The sequence below is a fragment of the Microbacterium sp. NPDC089320 genome (genome assembly GCF_040684875.1).
Classification (GTDB): domain Bacteria; phylum Actinomycetota; class Actinomycetes; order Actinomycetales; family Microbacteriaceae; genus Microbacterium.
In genome coordinates this window covers 232,197-249,660 of the sequence record NZ_JBFBGY010000003.1, presented here as the reverse complement: position 1 = coordinate 249,660, position 17,464 = coordinate 232,197, and the positions used below count along the sequence as shown (strand labels likewise).

General features: G+C 70.0%; 13 protein-coding genes and 1 riboswitch. Of the genes, 7 read left to right on the top strand and 6 right to left on the bottom strand.

Annotation, left to right across the window (positions count from 1 at the left end; translation table 11 throughout):
* The first annotated feature begins 16 nt into the window (after positions 1–16).
* From AB0N61_RS09745 to nagB, 5 genes are all read left to right on the top strand, one after another.
* Positions 17–1,234 carry an alanine racemase gene (locus AB0N61_RS09745; RefSeq protein WP_363363542.1) on the top strand — a complete coding sequence of 406 codons (1,218 nt, stop codon included), beginning with the start codon at positions 17–19 and terminating at the stop codon, positions 1,232–1,234.
* On the top strand, positions 1,225–4,479 hold the full coding sequence (locus tag AB0N61_RS09740; RefSeq protein WP_363363540.1) for a family 20 glycosylhydrolase: 3,255 nt from the start codon (positions 1,225–1,227) through the stop codon (positions 4,477–4,479). The genes AB0N61_RS09745 and AB0N61_RS09740 overlap by 10 nt, the downstream gene beginning before the upstream one ends.
* Positions 4,480–4,558: 79 nt before the next feature.
* Positions 4,559–5,746, top strand: a complete 1,188-nt coding sequence (locus AB0N61_RS09735) for an ROK family transcriptional regulator (RefSeq protein ID WP_167946257.1) — start codon at positions 4,559–4,561, stop codon at positions 5,744–5,746.
* A gap of 58 nt (positions 5,747–5,804) precedes the next feature.
* Positions 5,805–6,770, top strand: coding sequence for an ROK family protein (locus tag AB0N61_RS09730; RefSeq protein ID WP_363363537.1), 966 nt, complete (start codon positions 5,805–5,807; stop codon positions 6,768–6,770).
* On the top strand, positions 6,763–7,542 hold the full coding sequence (nagB, locus tag AB0N61_RS09725) for a glucosamine-6-phosphate deaminase (RefSeq protein ID WP_167946259.1): 780 nt from the start codon (positions 6,763–6,765) through the stop codon (positions 7,540–7,542). Before AB0N61_RS09730 ends, nagB begins: the two co-directional genes overlap by 8 nt.
* Positions 7,543–7,567: 25 nt before the next feature.
* On the opposite strand, the gene AB0N61_RS09720 is transcribed toward nagB, so the two are convergent.
* From AB0N61_RS09720 to AB0N61_RS09695, 6 genes are all read right to left on the bottom strand, one after another.
* Positions 7,568–7,975, bottom strand: coding sequence for an NUDIX domain-containing protein (locus tag AB0N61_RS09720; protein WP_363363535.1), 408 nt, complete (start codon positions 7,973–7,975; stop codon positions 7,568–7,570).
* Positions 7,968–9,332, bottom strand: coding sequence for an FAD-linked oxidase C-terminal domain-containing protein (locus AB0N61_RS09715; RefSeq protein WP_363363533.1), 1,365 nt, complete (start codon positions 9,330–9,332; stop codon positions 7,968–7,970). Before AB0N61_RS09715 ends, AB0N61_RS09720 begins: the two co-directional genes overlap by 8 nt.
* Positions 9,329–9,700: a YrdB family protein gene (locus tag AB0N61_RS09710; protein WP_363363532.1), complete on the bottom strand. Its 372-nt coding sequence runs from the start codon at positions 9,698–9,700 to the stop codon at positions 9,329–9,331. Before AB0N61_RS09710 ends, AB0N61_RS09715 begins: the two co-directional genes overlap by 4 nt.
* Positions 9,701–9,730: 30 nt before the next feature.
* Entirely contained in the window at positions 9,731–11,926 is a 2,196-nt protein-coding gene (locus AB0N61_RS09705) for a sigma-70 family RNA polymerase sigma factor (RefSeq protein ID WP_363363530.1), read from the bottom strand.
* 471 nt (positions 11,927–12,397) lie between these two features.
* Positions 12,398–13,564 (bottom strand): N-acetylglucosamine-6-phosphate deacetylase, encoded by a 1,167-nt coding sequence (nagA, locus tag AB0N61_RS09700; protein ID WP_363363528.1) that lies wholly within the window; start codon positions 13,562–13,564, stop codon positions 12,398–12,400.
* Positions 13,561–15,078 carry a family 20 glycosylhydrolase gene (locus tag AB0N61_RS09695; protein ID WP_363363527.1) on the bottom strand — a complete coding sequence of 506 codons (1,518 nt, stop codon included), beginning with the start codon at positions 15,076–15,078 and terminating at the stop codon, positions 13,561–13,563. Before AB0N61_RS09695 ends, nagA begins: the two co-directional genes overlap by 4 nt.
* Positions 15,079–15,130: 52 nt before the next feature.
* A riboswitch (ZMP/ZTP riboswitch) is annotated at positions 15,131–15,215 on the top strand.
* A 35-nt stretch (positions 15,216–15,250) separates the two neighbouring features.
* On the opposite strand from AB0N61_RS09695, the gene glyA reads away from it, so the two are divergent.
* Both glyA and AB0N61_RS09685 read left to right on the top strand, forming a co-directional pair.
* Positions 15,251–16,525, top strand: a complete 1,275-nt coding sequence (gene glyA, locus AB0N61_RS09690; protein WP_363363525.1) for a serine hydroxymethyltransferase — start codon at positions 15,251–15,253, stop codon at positions 16,523–16,525.
* Positions 16,522–17,400: a bifunctional methylenetetrahydrofolate dehydrogenase/methenyltetrahydrofolate cyclohydrolase gene (locus AB0N61_RS09685; protein WP_363363523.1), complete on the top strand. Its 879-nt coding sequence runs from the start codon at positions 16,522–16,524 to the stop codon at positions 17,398–17,400. The genes glyA and AB0N61_RS09685 overlap by 4 nt, the downstream gene beginning before the upstream one ends.
* Positions 17,401–17,464: the final 64 nt, after the last annotated feature.

Genomic DNA, 17,464 nt, shown 5'->3' with positions numbered 1-17,464 from the left:
CTAGTAGCCTTGTTAGATGCCTCTACAAATCCCCGATCCTGTACTCGGCACCTGGGCGAAGGGTTTTCCCGCGCACACCTCGGGGCAGCGGCTCACGGAGGTCGCCGGCGCAGGTCTGCACCTCTCCGACCTCGTGACACCTGTTCTGACGGTGCATGAGGCGGCGCTCGCGCACAACGAATCGACGGTCTTCGCGTGGGCTGCGCAGCAGGGAGTCGCCCTGGCACCGCACGGCAAGACGACGATGGCGCCCGCGCTCTGGCAGAGGCTGCTCGATGCGGGAGCCTGGGGCATCTCCGTCGCGACGCCGTGGCAGGCGGAGGTCGCGATCGAGGCGGGCGTCTCGACCGTGCTGATCGCGAATGCCGTGACGGATCGCTCCGCGGCTCGCCATCTGGGGGAACTGCTCGCCGCGGACAGTGATCTGCGGATCCTCTGCTGGGCCGACTCCGTGGAGACCGTCGACATCCTCGGTGACGCACTCGACGGTGCCGAGCGTCCCCTCGACGTGCTCGTCGAGCTCGGCGGGCGCGGCGGGCGGACCGGTGCCCGCAGCGTGGAGGAGGGCGAGCGCATCGCACAGGCGATCCTCGCGGCGCCCGGTCTGCGGCTGGCCGGAGTCGCAGGCTATGAGGGGCCGTTCGGTCCCGATCGGGAGCAGGCTTCGGTCGCCGCTGTCGACGCGTACCTGTCGACTCTCGTCGACCTGCACCGCCGCCTCCCGTACACGCCCGATGTGCGGCCCGTGCTCACCGCAGGAGGCAGCGCTTTTCCCGACCGCGCGGCGGCGATCCTGGCCCCGCAGGGCGCTGATGCCGACATCGTGCTCCGATCGGGGGCCTTCCAGATTCACGACGACGGCTTCTACTCGCGCATGTCGCCGTTCGGCCCTCTCACTTCGACGGCGCCGCTGCGTTCCGCCATGCACGCCTGGTCACGCGTCGTCTCGCACCCCGAAGAGGGACTCGCGCTGCTGGATGCGGGACGCCGAGATGTGCCGTTCGACCTCGACCTGCCCATTCCGCAGTCGGTCGGGGGGCGGATCACGGCGCTCAACGACCAGCACGCGTTCCTCGCTCTCGCCGACGGCGCGGGTGTCGCGGTCGGCGACGTCGTGCGGCTCGGGCTGTCGCACCCCTGCACGGCCTTCGACAAGTGGCGCGTCGTCGCTGTCATCGACGACCCCGACGCGGCGGACCCTCGTGTGATCGGAGCGGTCGCGACATGCTTCTGAGCACCGAGAAGCCCGTGCGGGTCTACCGAGGAGCCACGGTCATCGACGGCACCGGGGCGGAGCGGTTCGTGGCCGATGTCGCGATCGAGGGGGCTCGGATCGTCGCAGTGATCCGCGAGGGCGACGAGAGCGATCTGGAACTGCCCGCGGATGCGGTCGAGGTCTTCGCTGCGGGGCGGGCGCTGGCCCCCGGTTTCATCGACATGCACGCGCACAGCGAGCTGGCTGTGCTGCAGGGAGCGGCCCACGACGCGAAGATCCTGCAGGGCGTCACGACCGAGGTGCTCGGCCAGGACGGACTCGGCTACGCGCCGCTCGACGATGCGACCGCCGCCGTGATCCCCGCCCAGATCGCCGGCTGGAACGGCATGCCGCCCTCCGTCCCGTGGCGCTCGATGGATGATCTGCTCGCCGCGATCGACTCGACGTCGGTGGGCAACGCCGCGGTCCTCGTGCCTCAGGGCAACCTGCGGATGATGGTGGTCGGTCACGAGAATCGCGCAGCGACTCCTGCGGAGATCGCGGCGATGTCCGAGATCCTCGGCGAGGCGCTCGATGCAGGAGCGTTCGGCATGTCGAGCGGGCTGACCTACACCCCCGGAATGTACGCCGACACCGCTGAACTGGAGGCGCTCTGCCGGGTCGTGGCCGAGAGAGGCGGGTACTGGGCACCTCACACGAGGAGCTACGGCGGGGGCGCCCTCGACGCCTACCGTGAGGCGCTCGACATCGGGCGCCGCACCGGCTGCCCGATCCATCTGACTCACGCGACGATGAACTTCGCTCCCAACCGCGGGCGCGCGTCCGAGCTCCTCGCTCTGGTCGATGAGGCACTCGCCGACGGCGTCGACGTGACCCTCGACACGTATCCGTACCTTCCGGGCGCCACCACGCTCGCTGCCCTGCTGCCGAGTCGGCTCGCCGAGAGCGGCGACCTGCTCGCGACCATCGCCGCGCTCGACGAGGCAGGACGTGAAGCCGTGCGCGTCGAGCTCGAGGAGATCGGCTGCGACGGATTCCACGGAGAGCGTGCCGACTGGTCGGCGATCCAGATCTCCGGCACCTCGTCGTCCGACCTCGCCGGCCTCGTCGGACTCACGGTGGAGGAGATCGCCGCAGCGTCCGGCAGACGCGCCGTCGACGTGGTCCTCGACACGATCCTCGCGGATGGCGGTGCGACCGGCATCCTCATGCACATCGGCGATGAGGAGAACGTCCGGACGATCATGCGGCACCCCCGGCACAGCGGCGGCAGCGACGGGATCCTGATCGGCGCGAGGCCGCACCCCCGCGGGCGAGGCACCTTTGCGCGCTATCTCGGGCATTATGTGCGTGAGCTCGGGGTGCTGTCCCTCGAGCAGGCTGTGCAGCACCTGTCCGGCACGCCGGCGATGCGCCTGGGACTCGACCGTGGCGACGCGCCTCGCGGCGTGATCCGCGAGGGAGCGACCGCCGACCTGGTGCTGTTCGATCCGGCGACCATCGAGGCGGGGGCGACCTTCGACGCGCCGCACCGGGCACCGATCGGCATCGAGGAGGTGCTCGTCGGCGGCGTGCCGGTGGTGCTGGCCGGCCACGCGTCCGGAACCACGCCGGGTCGGGCACTGCGCAGGACGCCCTCGGCGCATCGCTCCACGGTTCCGAGCATCCCGTCGGTGATCGATCCGACGGTCGAGCCCTTCGAATGGACGGCCCGCACACCGGTGGTGGCCCCGGACGCGCTCGCCACGAGCGCGTCCCGTCTCGGCGAGCATCCTGATGGCGTGTATGCGGGTCCCGCGATCACGCTGAGCGTCGACGAGCCCCTCGCGGGGGAGTCGTTCGCGCGAGGCCGCGTCGGCGATGAGGCCTTCCGCGTGACGGTGACCGCTCGCGGAATCGACGTGACCGGTGCGAGCCCCGCAGGGGTCTTCCGAGGAGTCACTCTGCTGAGACAGCTGCGGGAGCCGGGCTCCGATCGCGCTCGCATCCCGGCAGGGACGTGGCAGTCCGCCCCGGCCCATGCCTGGCGGGGAGTCATGCTCGATGTCGCGAGGCACTTCCGCCCGGTCGAGGATCTGAGACGACTGGTCGATCTGATGGCCGACCACCATCTCACGGTGCTGCACCTCCACCTCACCGATGATCAGGGGTGGCGGTTCGAGGTCCCGGGCTATCCGCGTCTCACCGAGGTGGGCGCTCGCCGCGAGGAGACGCAGCGCGGCCACGGGCCCCTCGCCACGGTTGAACCGGGAGTGCACGAGGGCCACTACACGGGTGCCGAGCTGCGCGACCTGGTCGCCTACGCCGCCGACAGATTCGTGACCGTCGTGCCGGAGGTCGAGCTCCCCGGGCACGTGCAGGCGGCGCTCGCGGCGTACCCCGCGCTCGGGAACACGGATGCGGGGGAGCCCGCACTCGCGCCGTGGGCCCGGTTCGGCGTGAACCCTCGCACTCTCGCTCCGACGGATGCCGCGCTCGCCTTCGGACGTGCGGCGATCGATGCTCTGTGCGAGGTCTTCGACTCGCCGTGGATCGGCATCGGCGGTGACGAGGTGCCGGTGACCGAGTGGGCGCAGAGTGCGGCTGCCCAGGAGCGGATGCGTGAGCTGGGTCTGGCGACCCCCCATGACGTGCAGCCCTGGTTCACCGACCACTTCGTCTCCCACGTCCGCAGTCGCGGGCGCATCGCACTCGCCTGGGATGAGGTGCTCGAGGGGGACGTCCCCGACGGTGTGCGTATCCTCGCCTGGCGGGGTCCCGTCGCCATGCGCGAAGCGCTGAGGCGCGGCATCCCCGTGATCGCGTGCCCCGATCTCGAGGTGTATCTCGACTATCCCCAGTCCGAGTCGGGGGAGGAGCCGATCCGTGTCGGTCCTCCGCTGTCGATCGAGCAGGCGTACACGCTGCGCATCGAGGATGGCGCGGTCGGCGGACAGGCCAACGTCTGGACCGAGCATCTCCCCACGAGGGATCGTGTCGACTTCGCGATGTTCCCCCGTCTCGCGGCGATCGCCGAGCGGCTGTGGGACGGTGGTGATCCGCCGCCGTACGAGGGGTTCGCGCGCCGTCTTCCCGTACACCTCAGGCGCCTCGCCGCGTCGGGGGTGCGGTATCGTCCTCTGGACGGTCCGACGCCCGTGCAGAGGCGTCCTGGGGTGCCGGAGAAGCCCCTCACTCGCGAGGCGCGGCAGGCGATAGTCGCGGGCCTCGTCGAGCGTCTAGCGGACACGTCGGGCGCCGCAGACGGAGCACTCTCGGCATAATGTAACGTTTCCGTAACCCTCCCTGTGCTAACTGTGGCAGGGGTTGCGAAATTTTTGTTCGTAAGGTCTACTAACAAACATGTCCGTATCGGATGGATCGCGTCCTTCGACGTCACCAGATTACGTCGCCGCGAGCGCACACGCCTTCGGGCCGGGACGCCACCTGCGCTCCCGATCGAAGGTCCTCCCGGAGCACGCTCGCGGCCACAACCGCGCGCTCGTGCTGCAGACCCTCTACCACTCGGGCGCGATGAGTCGCGCGGACCTCTCGCGCGAGACCGGACTGACTCGGGTCACCATCTCGGACCTCGTCGCGGAGTTCATCTCCGACGGCATCGTGGTCGAGATGGGAGTGCGCGAGACGGTCGGTCCTGGCAAGCCTCCGATCCTCATCGACATCGACCGCGTCGGCCACCAGATCATCGGGATCGACCTCTCGGGCCCCCATGCCTTCGTGGGTGCTCTTCTCAGCCTCGACGGCGACGTGCTCGAGCGCCGAGAGGTGCCGCGCCCCGAGAGCGCAGACGGCGACGCAGCGTACGCCGCCACGCTAGAACTGGCCCGCGCGCTCGCCGAGACGGCCACGCAGCCGATCCTCGGCGTCGGCATCGGCAGCCCCGGTGTCGTGCGTCCTGACGGCGTCGTGCTCAGCTCGCCGAACCTCGGGTGGACCAACCTGCCGCTCGAGGCGAAGCTCGGCATCGACCTCGACCTTCCGGTCCTCGTGCGCAACGACGCCAACGCCGCCGTCCTCGCGGAGTACACATTCGGCGAGGCGAAGGCCGACTTCATGCTCATCAAGATCGGTCGCGGAGTCGGCGCCGGCGTCATCACCGGCAGTCAGCCGCTGCTCGGCAGTCGCTTCGCCGCGGGCGAGATCGGCCACGTGGTCGTCGGCACCGACGGCGGGCCCCGGTGCGCCTGCGGCAAGGACGGCTGCCTCGAAGCGTGGCTGAGCGAGACGCGGTTGCGTCCCGCCATCACGGCTGCGCCCGGATCGCGCGACGAGATCCTCCGCGATGCGGGAACCCGCATGGGCATCGCGATCGCACCGATCGTCGCGGCGCTCGACCTGTCCGAGGTCGTGCTCTCGGGTCCGGAGGACCTTCTCGACGGCGTGCTGATCGACGCCGCGGTCGAGACCCTGCACGCGCGCACGCTCGAGGGCGTGTTCGAAGACGCGCTCATCCGCCGCACCCACCAGGACGACATCGTCCTGCGCGGCGCCGCCGTGATGGTGCTCTCCAGCCAGTTGGGCGTCTCGTGATCCGCGGCTGCGACAGCGACAGCGTCCACGAGCCGATGACGAGCAGGAGCACCATCCGATGACGGATGCGCGTGCCGTCGACCTCTCCGGTCGACCCATACGAGTGGGCCTGGACGTCGGCGGAACCAAGATCGATGCCGTCGCGGTGTCACCCGACGGGGAAGTCCTCGCGCGTCTGCGGCGGCCGACCGGATGGGGCGAGGAGGCGGTCGTCGTCAGCATCGTCGACGCCGTGGACGCGCTCGCCGTCGACGGCGGATTCGACCGCGCCGCGGTCGAGTCGGCGGGCGTCGGAATCCCCGGACTCGTCGACGCCGACACCGGTCGGGTGCTCCACGCCGTCAACCTGGGCGTCGAGTCGTTGGATCTCGCCGGTCTCGCCGGTCGGCAGCTGGGCGTCCCCGTTCGCGTCGAGAACGATGTGAAGGCCGCCGCGCTCGGCGCTGCCGTGCTGCGCGGCATCGACGGGTCGATGGCGTACCTCAATCTCGGCACCGGCGTCGCTGCCGGAATCGTCGTCGACGGCACGATCTGGCGCGGCGCGAGAGGCACCGCCGGCGAGGTCGGACATCTGTCGGTCGACCCGAACGGCCGGCTCTGCGGCTGCGGGCAGCGGGGCTGCATCGAGACCTTCTGCGGCGGAGGCGCGCTCGCTCGCGCCTGGGACCGTCCCGGTGCGCTTCCGGTGCGCGACATCCTCGACGCTGCCGACGCCGGTGACGAACGGGCGGTGGCCCTTCGCGCCGACCTCTTCCACGGCGCGGCAGCGGCGGTGCGAGCGCTCGTGCTCTCGGCCGACGTCGAACGCGTGATCATCGGCGGGGGACTCACATCGCTCGGAGACAGGCTTTTCACGGGCGTCCGAAGCGCTCTCCAAGCCGGAGCCCAGGCCTCGCCCTTCATGCGCTCGCTGCACCTGGACGACAGGATCGAACTGCTCCCTGCCGGCTCTCCGGCTGCGGCCTTCGGGGCCGCGGTCGTCGGCGCAACCACCCCCTCGAAGGAGACCGTGTCCCATGGCTGAAGTCGTCATCGTCCCGAACGCAGAAGCGGCAGGCGCGCTCGTCGCCGCCGAGATCGTCGAGCTGATCGACGGACGTCCGGATGCCGTGCTCGGCCTCGCCACGGGCTCGACGCCCCTTCCGGTCTACCGGGCGCTGCGCGACGAGCTCGCGGGGCGCGATGTCTCGCAGGTGCGCGGTTTCGCGCTGGACGAGTATGTGGGGATCGACCCGGCTCATCCCGAGAGCTACCGCTCGGTCATCACCCGCGAGGTCGTCGAGCCGCTGGGACTCGACCCGCGACGGATCCATGTGCCCAACGGCGCACAGGCCACCATCCGGCACGCGGGCGAGGACTACGAGACCGCGATCGACGCGGCCGGAGGCGTGGACCTGCAGATCCTCGGCATCGGTACGGACGGGCACATCGGCTTCAACGAACCGGGCTCGTCGTTCGCCTCGCGCACACGCGTGAAGACCCTCACCGAGCAGACCCGCGAGGACAACGCGCGCTTCTTCGACTCGATCGACGACGTCCCGATGCACTGCATCACGCAGGGGCTGGGCACGATCCTGCGCGCTCGTCACCTCGTGCTGCTCGCCTTCGGAGAAGGCAAGGCGCAGGCCGTGGCGGATGCCGTCGAGGGACCCCTGTCGGCCATCCTCCCCGGATCGGCGATCCAGCTGCATCCGCACGCGACGGTCGTCGTGGATGAGGCCGCCGCCTCTCGGCTGAAGCTCGCCGACTACTACCGCTACACCTACGCGAACAAGCCGAGCTGGCAGGGCATCTGATCCGGTCGGACCTCGGGATCGGTCCTCAGGGGCGGATCGCCGGCCACGCCAGCGGCAGCAGGTGCTCGATGCTGAGCGGTGCGAGCGGCAGGGTCTCGGCATCCGCGGGTGTGATCCAGCGCAGCTCGGCGAGCTCGGCCTGCACCACGACCTCCGCGGCGGCGATGGACACCGAGAACGCGTCGGCCACGACGCGGTGACCGGGCTCGTTCGCCGCCTCGGAGACGAAGGTGCCGAGCGGCTCGAGATCAGCCTCGTCGAGGTGAAGGCCGAGCTCCTCGTGCAGCTCGCGGATCAGCGTCTGCGACGGCGTCTCGCCGGGCTCGGGCTTGCCGCCCGGCTGCATGAAACGGGTCGTTCCCTGCTTGCGGACGACGAGCACCCGTCCGGCGTCGTCGACGATCACTGCGGCGCTGACGTGGATGTCAGGCATCGTGCGCGAAGACCTTGCCGGGGTTCAGGATCCCGAGCGGGTCGAAGACCCGGGTGATCTGACGCTGCAGCTCCCACTGGTCGTCGCCGAGCTCGTCGGCCAGCCAGCGGCTCTTCAGCGTTCCGATCCCATGCTCGCCGGTCAGCGTGCCTCCGAGCGCGATCGCGGCCCGGAACAGCTCGTCCGCGGCCGCCCAGACCTCGGCGGGAGGCTCGGTGCCCTCGAAGATGAAGTTCGGATGCAGGTTGCCGTCGCCCGCGTGCGCCACCGTCGGGATGGTCATCGAGTAGGCCTTCTCGATGCGGGCGATCTCATCGAACATCGCCGGCATGGCGCTGCGGGGCACCGACACGTCTTCGATCAGCGTGGTGCCGAGAGCCGACATGGCCGGGTGCATGGCGCGACGGATCGCCAGAAGACGCTCCCCCTCTTCGCGGTCGTGAGAGACCTCCGTGATGCCCTGGTGCGCCGTCAGGATGTCGGCGATCACCGACGCCTCGGATGCCGCGGCGGGGCCATCCGTCTGGATGGTCAGCTGCGCGCTCCCCGCCACGGGCGAGGGGAGGTCGAGCAGAGCGGCGACGGCTGCGAGGCTGGCGGAGTCCATCAGCTCCATGATCGCGGGCTGCGCGCCCGAGGCGGTCACCGCGGCGGATGCGGACGCTGCGGCACGCACATCGGGGAAGATGGCCGTCACTGTGCAGGTCCTCCCCTCGACCAGGCGGCGGAGCTTCAGGGTGGCGCCCACGACCACGCCGAGGGTGCCCTCGGAGCCGATCACGAGAGAGGTCAGGTCGAGTCCCGTCACGCCCTTGACGCTGCGGTGGCCGAGCGTCAGCAACCGGCCGTCGGCGAGCACGAGGTCGACGCCGAGAACGGCGTCTCTCACGACGCCGTACTTCGCGCAGAGCAGCCCGCCCGCTCCGGTCGCGATGTTGCCGCCGACGGTCGAGATCGCGCGGCTCGCAGGGTCGGGCGCCCACCAGAGTCCGTGTTCGGCGAGCACGTCATTGAGGTCGGCGTTGAGGATGCCGGGTTCGACGACGGCGAGCAGGTCGTCGGCTCGGATCTCACGGATCGCGGTCATCCGGCGCACGGACAGGACGATCTCGCCCTCGCCGCCGTTCGCCGCCCCGGCGAGACCGGTTCCGGCGCCGCGTACGACCACCGGGGTGGCCGTCTCGGTCGCGATGCGCATCACGGTCTGAACGTGCTCGACCGACTCGGCATGCACGACCGCGAGCGGCCTGCCCGGGGCTGCGTGACCCGAGCGGTCGGCGCGGGCCTCTTCGAGGACAGCGACGTCGGTGTCGACGATGCTGCCGAGCGCGGCCACCAGCCGTTCGAGCGCACTCATCGGATGCGACGCCGACCGCTCACGACGCCGGCGCCGACAGCGACCACGGCGAACGCGATCCCGATGAGGGGCTGGTCCATCAGCCACCACGCGATCGTGACTCCGACGTAGATGAGCAGCTCGACGACGACGCGCAGGAACGGGTGCAGGCGCAGGACCGGTCGAGGGGAGAGGAAGAGAGCCCAGATCAGGATCACGACGATCGGAGCCCCGATCCCGAGGACGATGTTCCACGGGAAGGGCCACGTGGCGAATCCCCAGAGGGCGAGCGTGCCCACTGCGACGATCAGGACCACCGATCGGACGACGTCGAGGGCGGTGATGGTCGGGCGGTCGACGCCGGGAGTGGAGGCGGGATCCTGGGACATGGATCCAGTCTATTCGCCGCCGATGACGCCTCAGAGCGCGGGAACGGCCTCGTCTGCGGCCGACTGATCGACGGGTGCGCTCTCGTCGACGGGGGCAGCCTCATCGACGGGGGCCTGGTCAGCCGGGGGAGCGGTCACGACCGGAGCGGCGGGCTCGGTGGGAGCGGCGGGCTCGGGCACCGGGCTCTCCGTCGGCAGGCCCGCGTCCGGCGCCTCGACCGCAGCATCGGGTGCCGCCTCGACCGGGGAGGCAGGTGCGGCCTCGTCGGTCGGCTCGGTGGCGGGAGCGTCTGCGTCAGCCGGGGCCGGTTCCTCGGGAGCGGCCTCTGCGGGGTCCGCCGCCGCGCCCTCGCAAGAGGGGGCGAGGGCCACGGCACCCAGGGTGACCCCGAGTGCGGAGAGGCTCGTGGTCGTCGGCAGGATCGGCCCGGCCGCGGTCACGTAGTGGACCTCGAGGGTCGTGCCGAGAAGCAGCTGCAGGAACCCGGGGCGCAGCTCGATGACAGCGGTCCCCGCATCGCTCAGCGAGGTGCTGTCGGCACCTCCGCGGCGTCCTCCGAGCAGCGCTTCGATGTCTGCTCCCGGTTCGCCTGACACATTCACGGTGACATAGGTGACCGCGCGAGCGTCGAGGCAGATGCTCGCGAGAGCGACCTCGATCGGCGTCGTCGGCACGGCGGGTTCCGTCGGGTTTTCGCCGCCGGGGGTCTCTCCGCCGGGTGTCTCTTCGCCGGGGGTTTCTCCGCCGGGAGTCTCGCCGCCGGGGGTTTCTCCGCCGGGGGTCTCTCCGCCGGGGGTTTCGCCGGGGGTCTCTCCGCCGGGGGTCTCGCCGGGGGTCTCTCCGGGGTTGTCGCCACCGGGCGTCTCGTCATCGGTCTCCTCGTCGACCGGAGGTGTCGTCGCGACGGGCGGTGCCGGCGCGGTCGACTGCACCGGAGCAGGGGGCGGAATGATCGCGGGCGCGACGTCCTCCGCCGGTTGGGAGGAGACGGGTGGGTCGACGGGCGCGATGACGGGCGGTGTGACGGGCGCGGTCTCTGAGTCGTCGACGACGGGCGTCTTCTCGTCGGACATGGACTCGTCGGGTCCGACGTCTGCGCTGATGGAGGACGAGTCGCTGTCGCCGGCGCTGGGCATCGATGCTGCCGGAGTCGCGCCGGTGAGGCTGGGAATGATCGTCGCGGCCGCCACGACGCCGGCGACGACGAGAGCTGCCGATCCGGCGCCGACGAGCGCGCCGACTCCACTGAAGATGCCACCGGTCGCCGTGCCGCCGGCTCCGCCGCCCGCTGCGGTGCCGCCGCCGGCTGATGCGCCCCCACCGACGCCGCTCGACGATCCTGCCGCGGCTGCTCCGCCGGCGGTGACGACGACAGCGCCTTCGGTGACGCTGGAAGGCATGGCTGCGAGCGCGACGATCGGTGTGCCGCCACCCTGCAGTGTGGCGAGATATCCGGCGGAACCCGTCACGCCGAGGACGAGCGGCAACAGCACGAGGGCCAGACGCTTGGACACGTCTTTCGCCTCGGCGGCGACGATCATGCAGCGCGCACACTGCTCGAGGTGCTGCTCGAGTCGGTTGTGGTCGCGGGTGCTGAGGTTGCCTCGCGAGTAGGCGCCCAGATGCTCGATGCTCCACTGGCAGTCGGAGCCCGCCGCAGCGCTGCGCAGGTGCGCCTGGATCCAGGCCTCGCGCAGACCTTCGCGTGCCCGGAAAGCGAGCTGTGAGACAGCGCCGGCCTTCATGCCGAGAAGGGTCGCCGCCTCCTGGGGCTTCATCTGCTCGATCTCCGTGTACCAGAGCACCTCCTGCCAGCGGGAGGGAAGGCTGCGGAATGCCTGTGCCGTCAGACTGCGATCGAGGGCCTCGTTCGCCGCCTGGTCGGTGCTGTCGGGGTCGGGAACGGTGTCGAGCTCGTCGATGGCGGACTCGCGACGAGAGCGGCCCCAGGCCGCGGCGGTGTTGCGGATGCTCGTGAACAGGTAGGCGCGGAACGATCCGTTCGGTCCACCGCCCTTGACGATCGCCTGATAGATGCGGGTGTAGGACTCCTGCACCAGGTCGTCGGGATCGATGGACGATGTGATCGATCGCGCCACGGACATGCCGGAGGGATAGTGCCGCCTCCACAGTTCGCCGAAGGCCGCCGCGTCACCCGAGCGGGTGCGCAGCACGAGATCGGCGTCGGCGATCGATTCTTCGTGCGAAGTGCTGTCCTGATCCACTGTCATCCATCTGTCGCGGAGCGCGAGTGCGCGTCCACATGAAGAGACGCGTGAACCCCGTTTTCATCACGCGCCGTCTCCATTCTCTCCCCAATCTCCCAGGCGTGCCACCCCTTCTCGAAAAGTCGTCGCGGCCTGTCGTCCTCAACGAAACCGCTGATCACATCGAGTTACCTGGGCGCTGCAGGGCAGCTTCAAAAAAAGTCTGGGAAACCGCGTAATGAATCGGCCATGTCGTCGTCTCATCACTAGAGACAGCCGTTGGTTCCACCGGGGGGCGGAGCCAGGCGCTGGTGCAAGGGGTAAGTGCACCGGCATGGCGGGTCGGGCACCTCGGGGGAGGAGCGCTCGGCCCGCCAGCTCTCGCATGTGAAGGGAAATGTGACGGGGCCGCCGATCTGGGGAACGGCGGCCCCTCACCCGCACAGGTGCCGTGAGGGAGGCGTACGTCGTCGCGCTCGCGTCGCGGGCCTACGGGCGGTCGCCCACCCATACGCGCGCGACCTGCAGCTGCGCATCCAGCAGCACCGCGTCGGCGACGTACCCGACCGCGAGACGACCGATCCGGTGGCCGTATCCGATCGCGTTCGCAGGCGTCTCGGTCAGTGCGCGCACAGCCTCGGCGAGCGGAACCCCTGCCGCGGTCGCCCGTCGCAGTGCGACATCGAGGGTCAGCGTCGACCCGGCGATCGACCCTGTGTCGTCTGCGCGCGCGATGCCGTCTTCGACCGTCACGCTGACGGCGCCCAGGTCGTAGTGCCCGTCAGCGCTGCCCGCGGCCGCCATGGCGTCCGTGATGAGCGCCACTCGACCGGGCGCCGAGTCGAAGACGAGCTTGACCACGTGCGGGTCGAGGTGCACGTCGTCTGCGATCACCTCGAGCACCACTCGGCGATCGGCGGCCGCGGCCAGCACCGGTCCCGGCGCTCGGTGATGGATGCCGGGCATGGCGTTGAACGCATGCGTGAGCACCGTCGCGCCGGACTCGAATGCCGCGTCCGCCGTGGCGGCATCCGCGCTCGTGTGTCCCACAGCGGCGACGGAGCCGGCTCCGACGATCGTCCGGATGGCGTCGAGTCCACCGGGCAGTTCTGGGGCGATCGTCACCTGTCGGATCGTGCCGCGGCCCGCGTCGAGCAACCGAGCGACGTCGTCAGGGAGCGGAGCGCGCAGCAGCGACGGCTCGTGAGCGCCGTGATGCGCCGGGTCGAGGAAGGGCCCTTCCAGATGCGAGCCCAGGATGTCGGCATCCGACTCCATGAGGTCCGCGATCTCGGCCACCCGTCGAGCGAGGGCGTCGACCGGGGCGGTGACGAGGGAGATCACCGATCGGGTGGTGCCGTGAGCGCGGTGCAGCGCGCGCGCCGCGCGGATCGCGACCGCGCCGTCGTCGAACGAGGCACCGGCACCGCCGTGGCAGTGGATGTCGACGAACCCGGCCGTGAGCACGGCATCCGGTCCCGCGACGGCCGCTGCGTCGACGACCTCGTCGGCAGGGTCCCACGTCTCCCCGGTGCCGAGGGAGGTGACCCGGCCATGCTCCATCCGCACCCAGGCGTCCGCGACCTCGATGCCGTGGTCGATCAGTCGGGCCGAGTGGATGACGAGCGATCCCGTCGCTGTCGAAGCGGGACTCATCGCTCGCTCCAGGGGATGCCGTCTGCGGGGTGGAAGTTCACGTCCTCAGCCTTCCACAGCGGAGCGAGCGCGCCGAGTCGCCCGCGGAACGACTCCCAGTCGCGTCCGTCACCCACGCGCGGTGACCAGGCGACCTCCGCCTGCGCCGCCGCCCGGGGGAAGACCAGCTGCTCGACGTCGCTCAGGGTGCGGGTGGTCTCGCTCCACAGCGGGGCCTCGATGCCGAGGATCGCGCTCTCGGGAACGTCGAGCACGGCGGTCGGCTCCCACTCGTATGCCGTGCGGACGTCGATGATCGCGGCCCAGGTGAGACCGAGGGGGAAATCTGAGGTGTACTTCATGTCGAGGTAGGCGACGTCTGCGGTCGACATGATGAGTGCACCGCCGCGCTCGACGAAGTGCGCCGCCTCCTCCGCGTGCGATCCCTCGGGAGTCGTCTTGCCCCAGTACTGGCCGATCGTGCCGGCGGCGATGTCCTTCGCCGCGCCGACCTCGTGCCATGCCACGGGGATCTTGCCCTCTTCGAAGACGATCGCGGTCGCCCGCTCCACGAACAGATCGAAGTCGGCCTGCGGGGTGCCGAGGGACTCGTCGCCGCCGATGTGGATGTACGGACCAGGAGTCATCTCGGCGAGCTCGCGCACGACGTCACGGACGAAGTCGTAGGTGCGCTCCTCATGGATGCGGACGCTCGAGTGCCCGACGCCCCACCCGAGATAGGGCTCTCCTGCCACGGGGAGCGGCTGGCCCAGCCGTGCCGATTCGGCGATCAGGCTATCGTTCATGACCGGATCCTCGACGAGCTCGGGGTAGGCGACGCCGATGGCGTGCGTGTGGCCGGGAAGATCGATCTCGGGGATCACGACCATGTGCCGCTCGGCTGCGTGTGCCACGATCTCGCGATAGTCGTCCTTGGTGTAGAAGCCCCCGGGGTCGCCGAGTGAGGCCGTCGAGGAGGCGAGCTCGGTGAGCTTCGGCCACGAGTCGATCTGGATGCGCCAGCCCTGGTCGTCGCTGAGGTGCAGGTGCAGGTGATTGAACTTCAGCGCGCTGGTGCTGTCGATGAACTTCTTGACCTCGTCGACGTCGAAGAAGTGACGCGTGACATCGAGCATGACGCCGCGGCGTGCGAATCGCGGTGCATCGGTGATCTCGGCGCGCAGGAACGCCCACCCCTCATCGTCCTCGCGGAGCAGCTGCAGCAGCGTCTGCACGCCGTAGAAGAGGCCTGCCTCGTCGCCGCCCACGACCTCGACGGAGTCGCCGACGGAGAGCGTGTATCCCTCCGGAGCGCCGCCGCGGTCGACGCGCAGGACGATCGTCGCTGCGGTCTCGGTGTCGTCGGCCGAGTGCGACAGGAGGATGCCGCTGCGGCGCGAGACGGCATCGATCAGCGGGGCCGCGGCAGGGGAGTCGCCGACGACTCGCATGGCGTCGGAGACGCGCAGTCGACCATCGACGGTGATGACGGAGGCGGGAAGAGGAACGAGGGGCATGGAATGGGGAAGGACCATGAACAAAACCTACCGTGCGCAGAGTCGGCGACGCAGGGAAATCCGCTATGCTTTCTCACGTCGCGACTGGCGTCTGGGTGGACTACCACCGGGGAGCGACTGACCACGGAATTCGACCGCGCGCCTGGGCCGATAGGTACACCCTTCGAATCCGTTGTCAGAGGAGCATGTCATGACCGACCGTTACTTCAACGCCCCCCTCTCCGAGGTGGACCCCGAGATCGCTCAGGTCCTCGATCGTGAGCTCGCGCGCCAGCAGACGTTCCTCGAGATGATCGCATCCGAGAACTTCGTGCCTGTCTCGGTACTGCAGTCGCAGGGTTCGGTGCTCACCAACAAGTACGCCGAGGGCTACCCCGGCCGTCGCTACTACGGCGGCTGCGAAGAGGTCGACGTCGCCGAGGAGCTCGCGATCCAGCGTGCGAAGGACCTCTTCGGCGCGGAGTTCGCCAACGTCCAGCCGCACTCGGGTGCATCCGCGAACGCCGCCGTGCTGCACGCGATCGCGCGCCCCGGCGACACGCTGCTCGGCCTCGCCCTCGACCAGGGCGGCCACCTCACTCATGGCATGAAGATCAACTTCTCCGGCCGCCTGTACGACATCGTCGCGTACGGCGTGGACCCCGAGACCTCGACCATCGACATGGACGAGGTGCGTCGTCTCGCCGTCGAGCACAAGCCGAAGGTCATCATCGCCGGCTGGTCCGCCTACCCCCGCACGCTCGATTTCGCCGCCTTCCGCGCCATCGCCGACGAGGTCGGAGCGCTCCTCTGGGTCGACATGGCGCACTTCGCCGGTCTCGTCGCCGCAGGCCTGCACCCGAACCCCGTGCCGCACGCGCACGTCGTCTCGTCGACCGTGCACAAGACGATCGGCGGACCGCGTTCGGGCTTCATCCTCACGAACGACGCCGACATCGCCAAGAAGATCAACACGGCCGTGTTCCCGGGACAGCAGGGCGGACCTCTCATGCACGTGATCGCCGCCAAGGCGACCGCGTTCAAGCTGGCCGGCACCCCCGAGTTCAAGGAGCGCCAGGAGCGCACGGTGCGTGGAGCATCGATCCTCGCCGAGCGCCTCTCGCAGCAGGACGTGAAGGATGCCGGCATCGGGGTGCGCTCCGGCGGCACCGATGTGCACCTGGTGCTCGTCGACCTGCGCGACGCCGCGATCGACGGCAAGCAGGCCGAAGACCTGCTGCACGACATCCACATCACCGTCAACCGCAACGCCGTGCCGAACGACCCGCGTCCGCCGATGGTCACCTCGGGCCTGCGCATCGGAACCCCCGCACTCGCGACCCGCGGCTTCGGCGACGCCGAGTTCACCGAGGTCGCCGACGTGATCGCGCTCGCGCTGCTCCCCGGTGCCGACGTCGAGGCGCTCCGTGCGCGGGTCGACGCGCTCGCCGCCGGCTTCCCGCTCTACCCGGACCTGCAGCAGTGACCGCGAAGATCCTCGACGGCAAGGCGGCGTCGGCAGCGATCAAGGCCGAACTGACCGAGCGGGTGGCCGCGCTGAAGGCGAAGGGCATCGTCCCCGGAATCGCGACCGTGCTCGTCGGCGCCGACCCGGCCTCGCAGCTCTACGTCGGCATGAAGCACCGTCAGTCCGAGGCGATCGGGATGAACTCGATCCAGCGCGAACTGCCGGCTGATGCCACGCAGGCTGACGTCGAGGCGCTGATCGACGAGCTCAACGCCGACCCGGAGTGCCACGGCTACATCGTGCAGCTCCCGCTGCCGAAGCACCTCGACACGGATGCGATCCTCGAGCGGATCGACCCGGCGAAGGATGCCGACGGCCTGCACCCGACCAACCTGGGCCGGCTCGTGCTCAACGTCAACAGCCCGATCCACACCCCGCTGCCGTGCACGCCGCGCGGAGTGATCGAGCTGCTGCTGCGCAACGGCTACGACTTCGCGGGCAAGCACGTGGTCGTCGTCGGGCGAGGGGTGACGATCGGACGCTCGATCGGCCTGCTGCTGACGCGCCGTGACCTGAACGCGACGGTCACGCTCACGCACACCGGCACGGTCGACATGCCGCGCTACCTGCGGGAGGCCGACGTGATCGTGGCGGCCGCGGGGGTCAAGCACCTCATCCGCGCCGAGGACGTCAAGCCGGGTGCCGCCGTGCTCGACGTGGGCGTGACGCGCGAGGCCGACCCCGAGACGGGCAAGAACCTCGTCTTCGGAGACGTGCATCCGGATGTCGCCGAGGTCGCGGGCTGGGTCTCGCCGAATCCCGGCGGCGTCGGTCCGATGACGGTCGCTCTGCTCATGACGAACGTCGTCGAGGCGGCGGAACGCCTGGTCTGATTCTCGGCGCCGGCGCCGGCGCCGGCGCCCAGCGCACTGTCGCAGATACGCAGAGACATCTCCG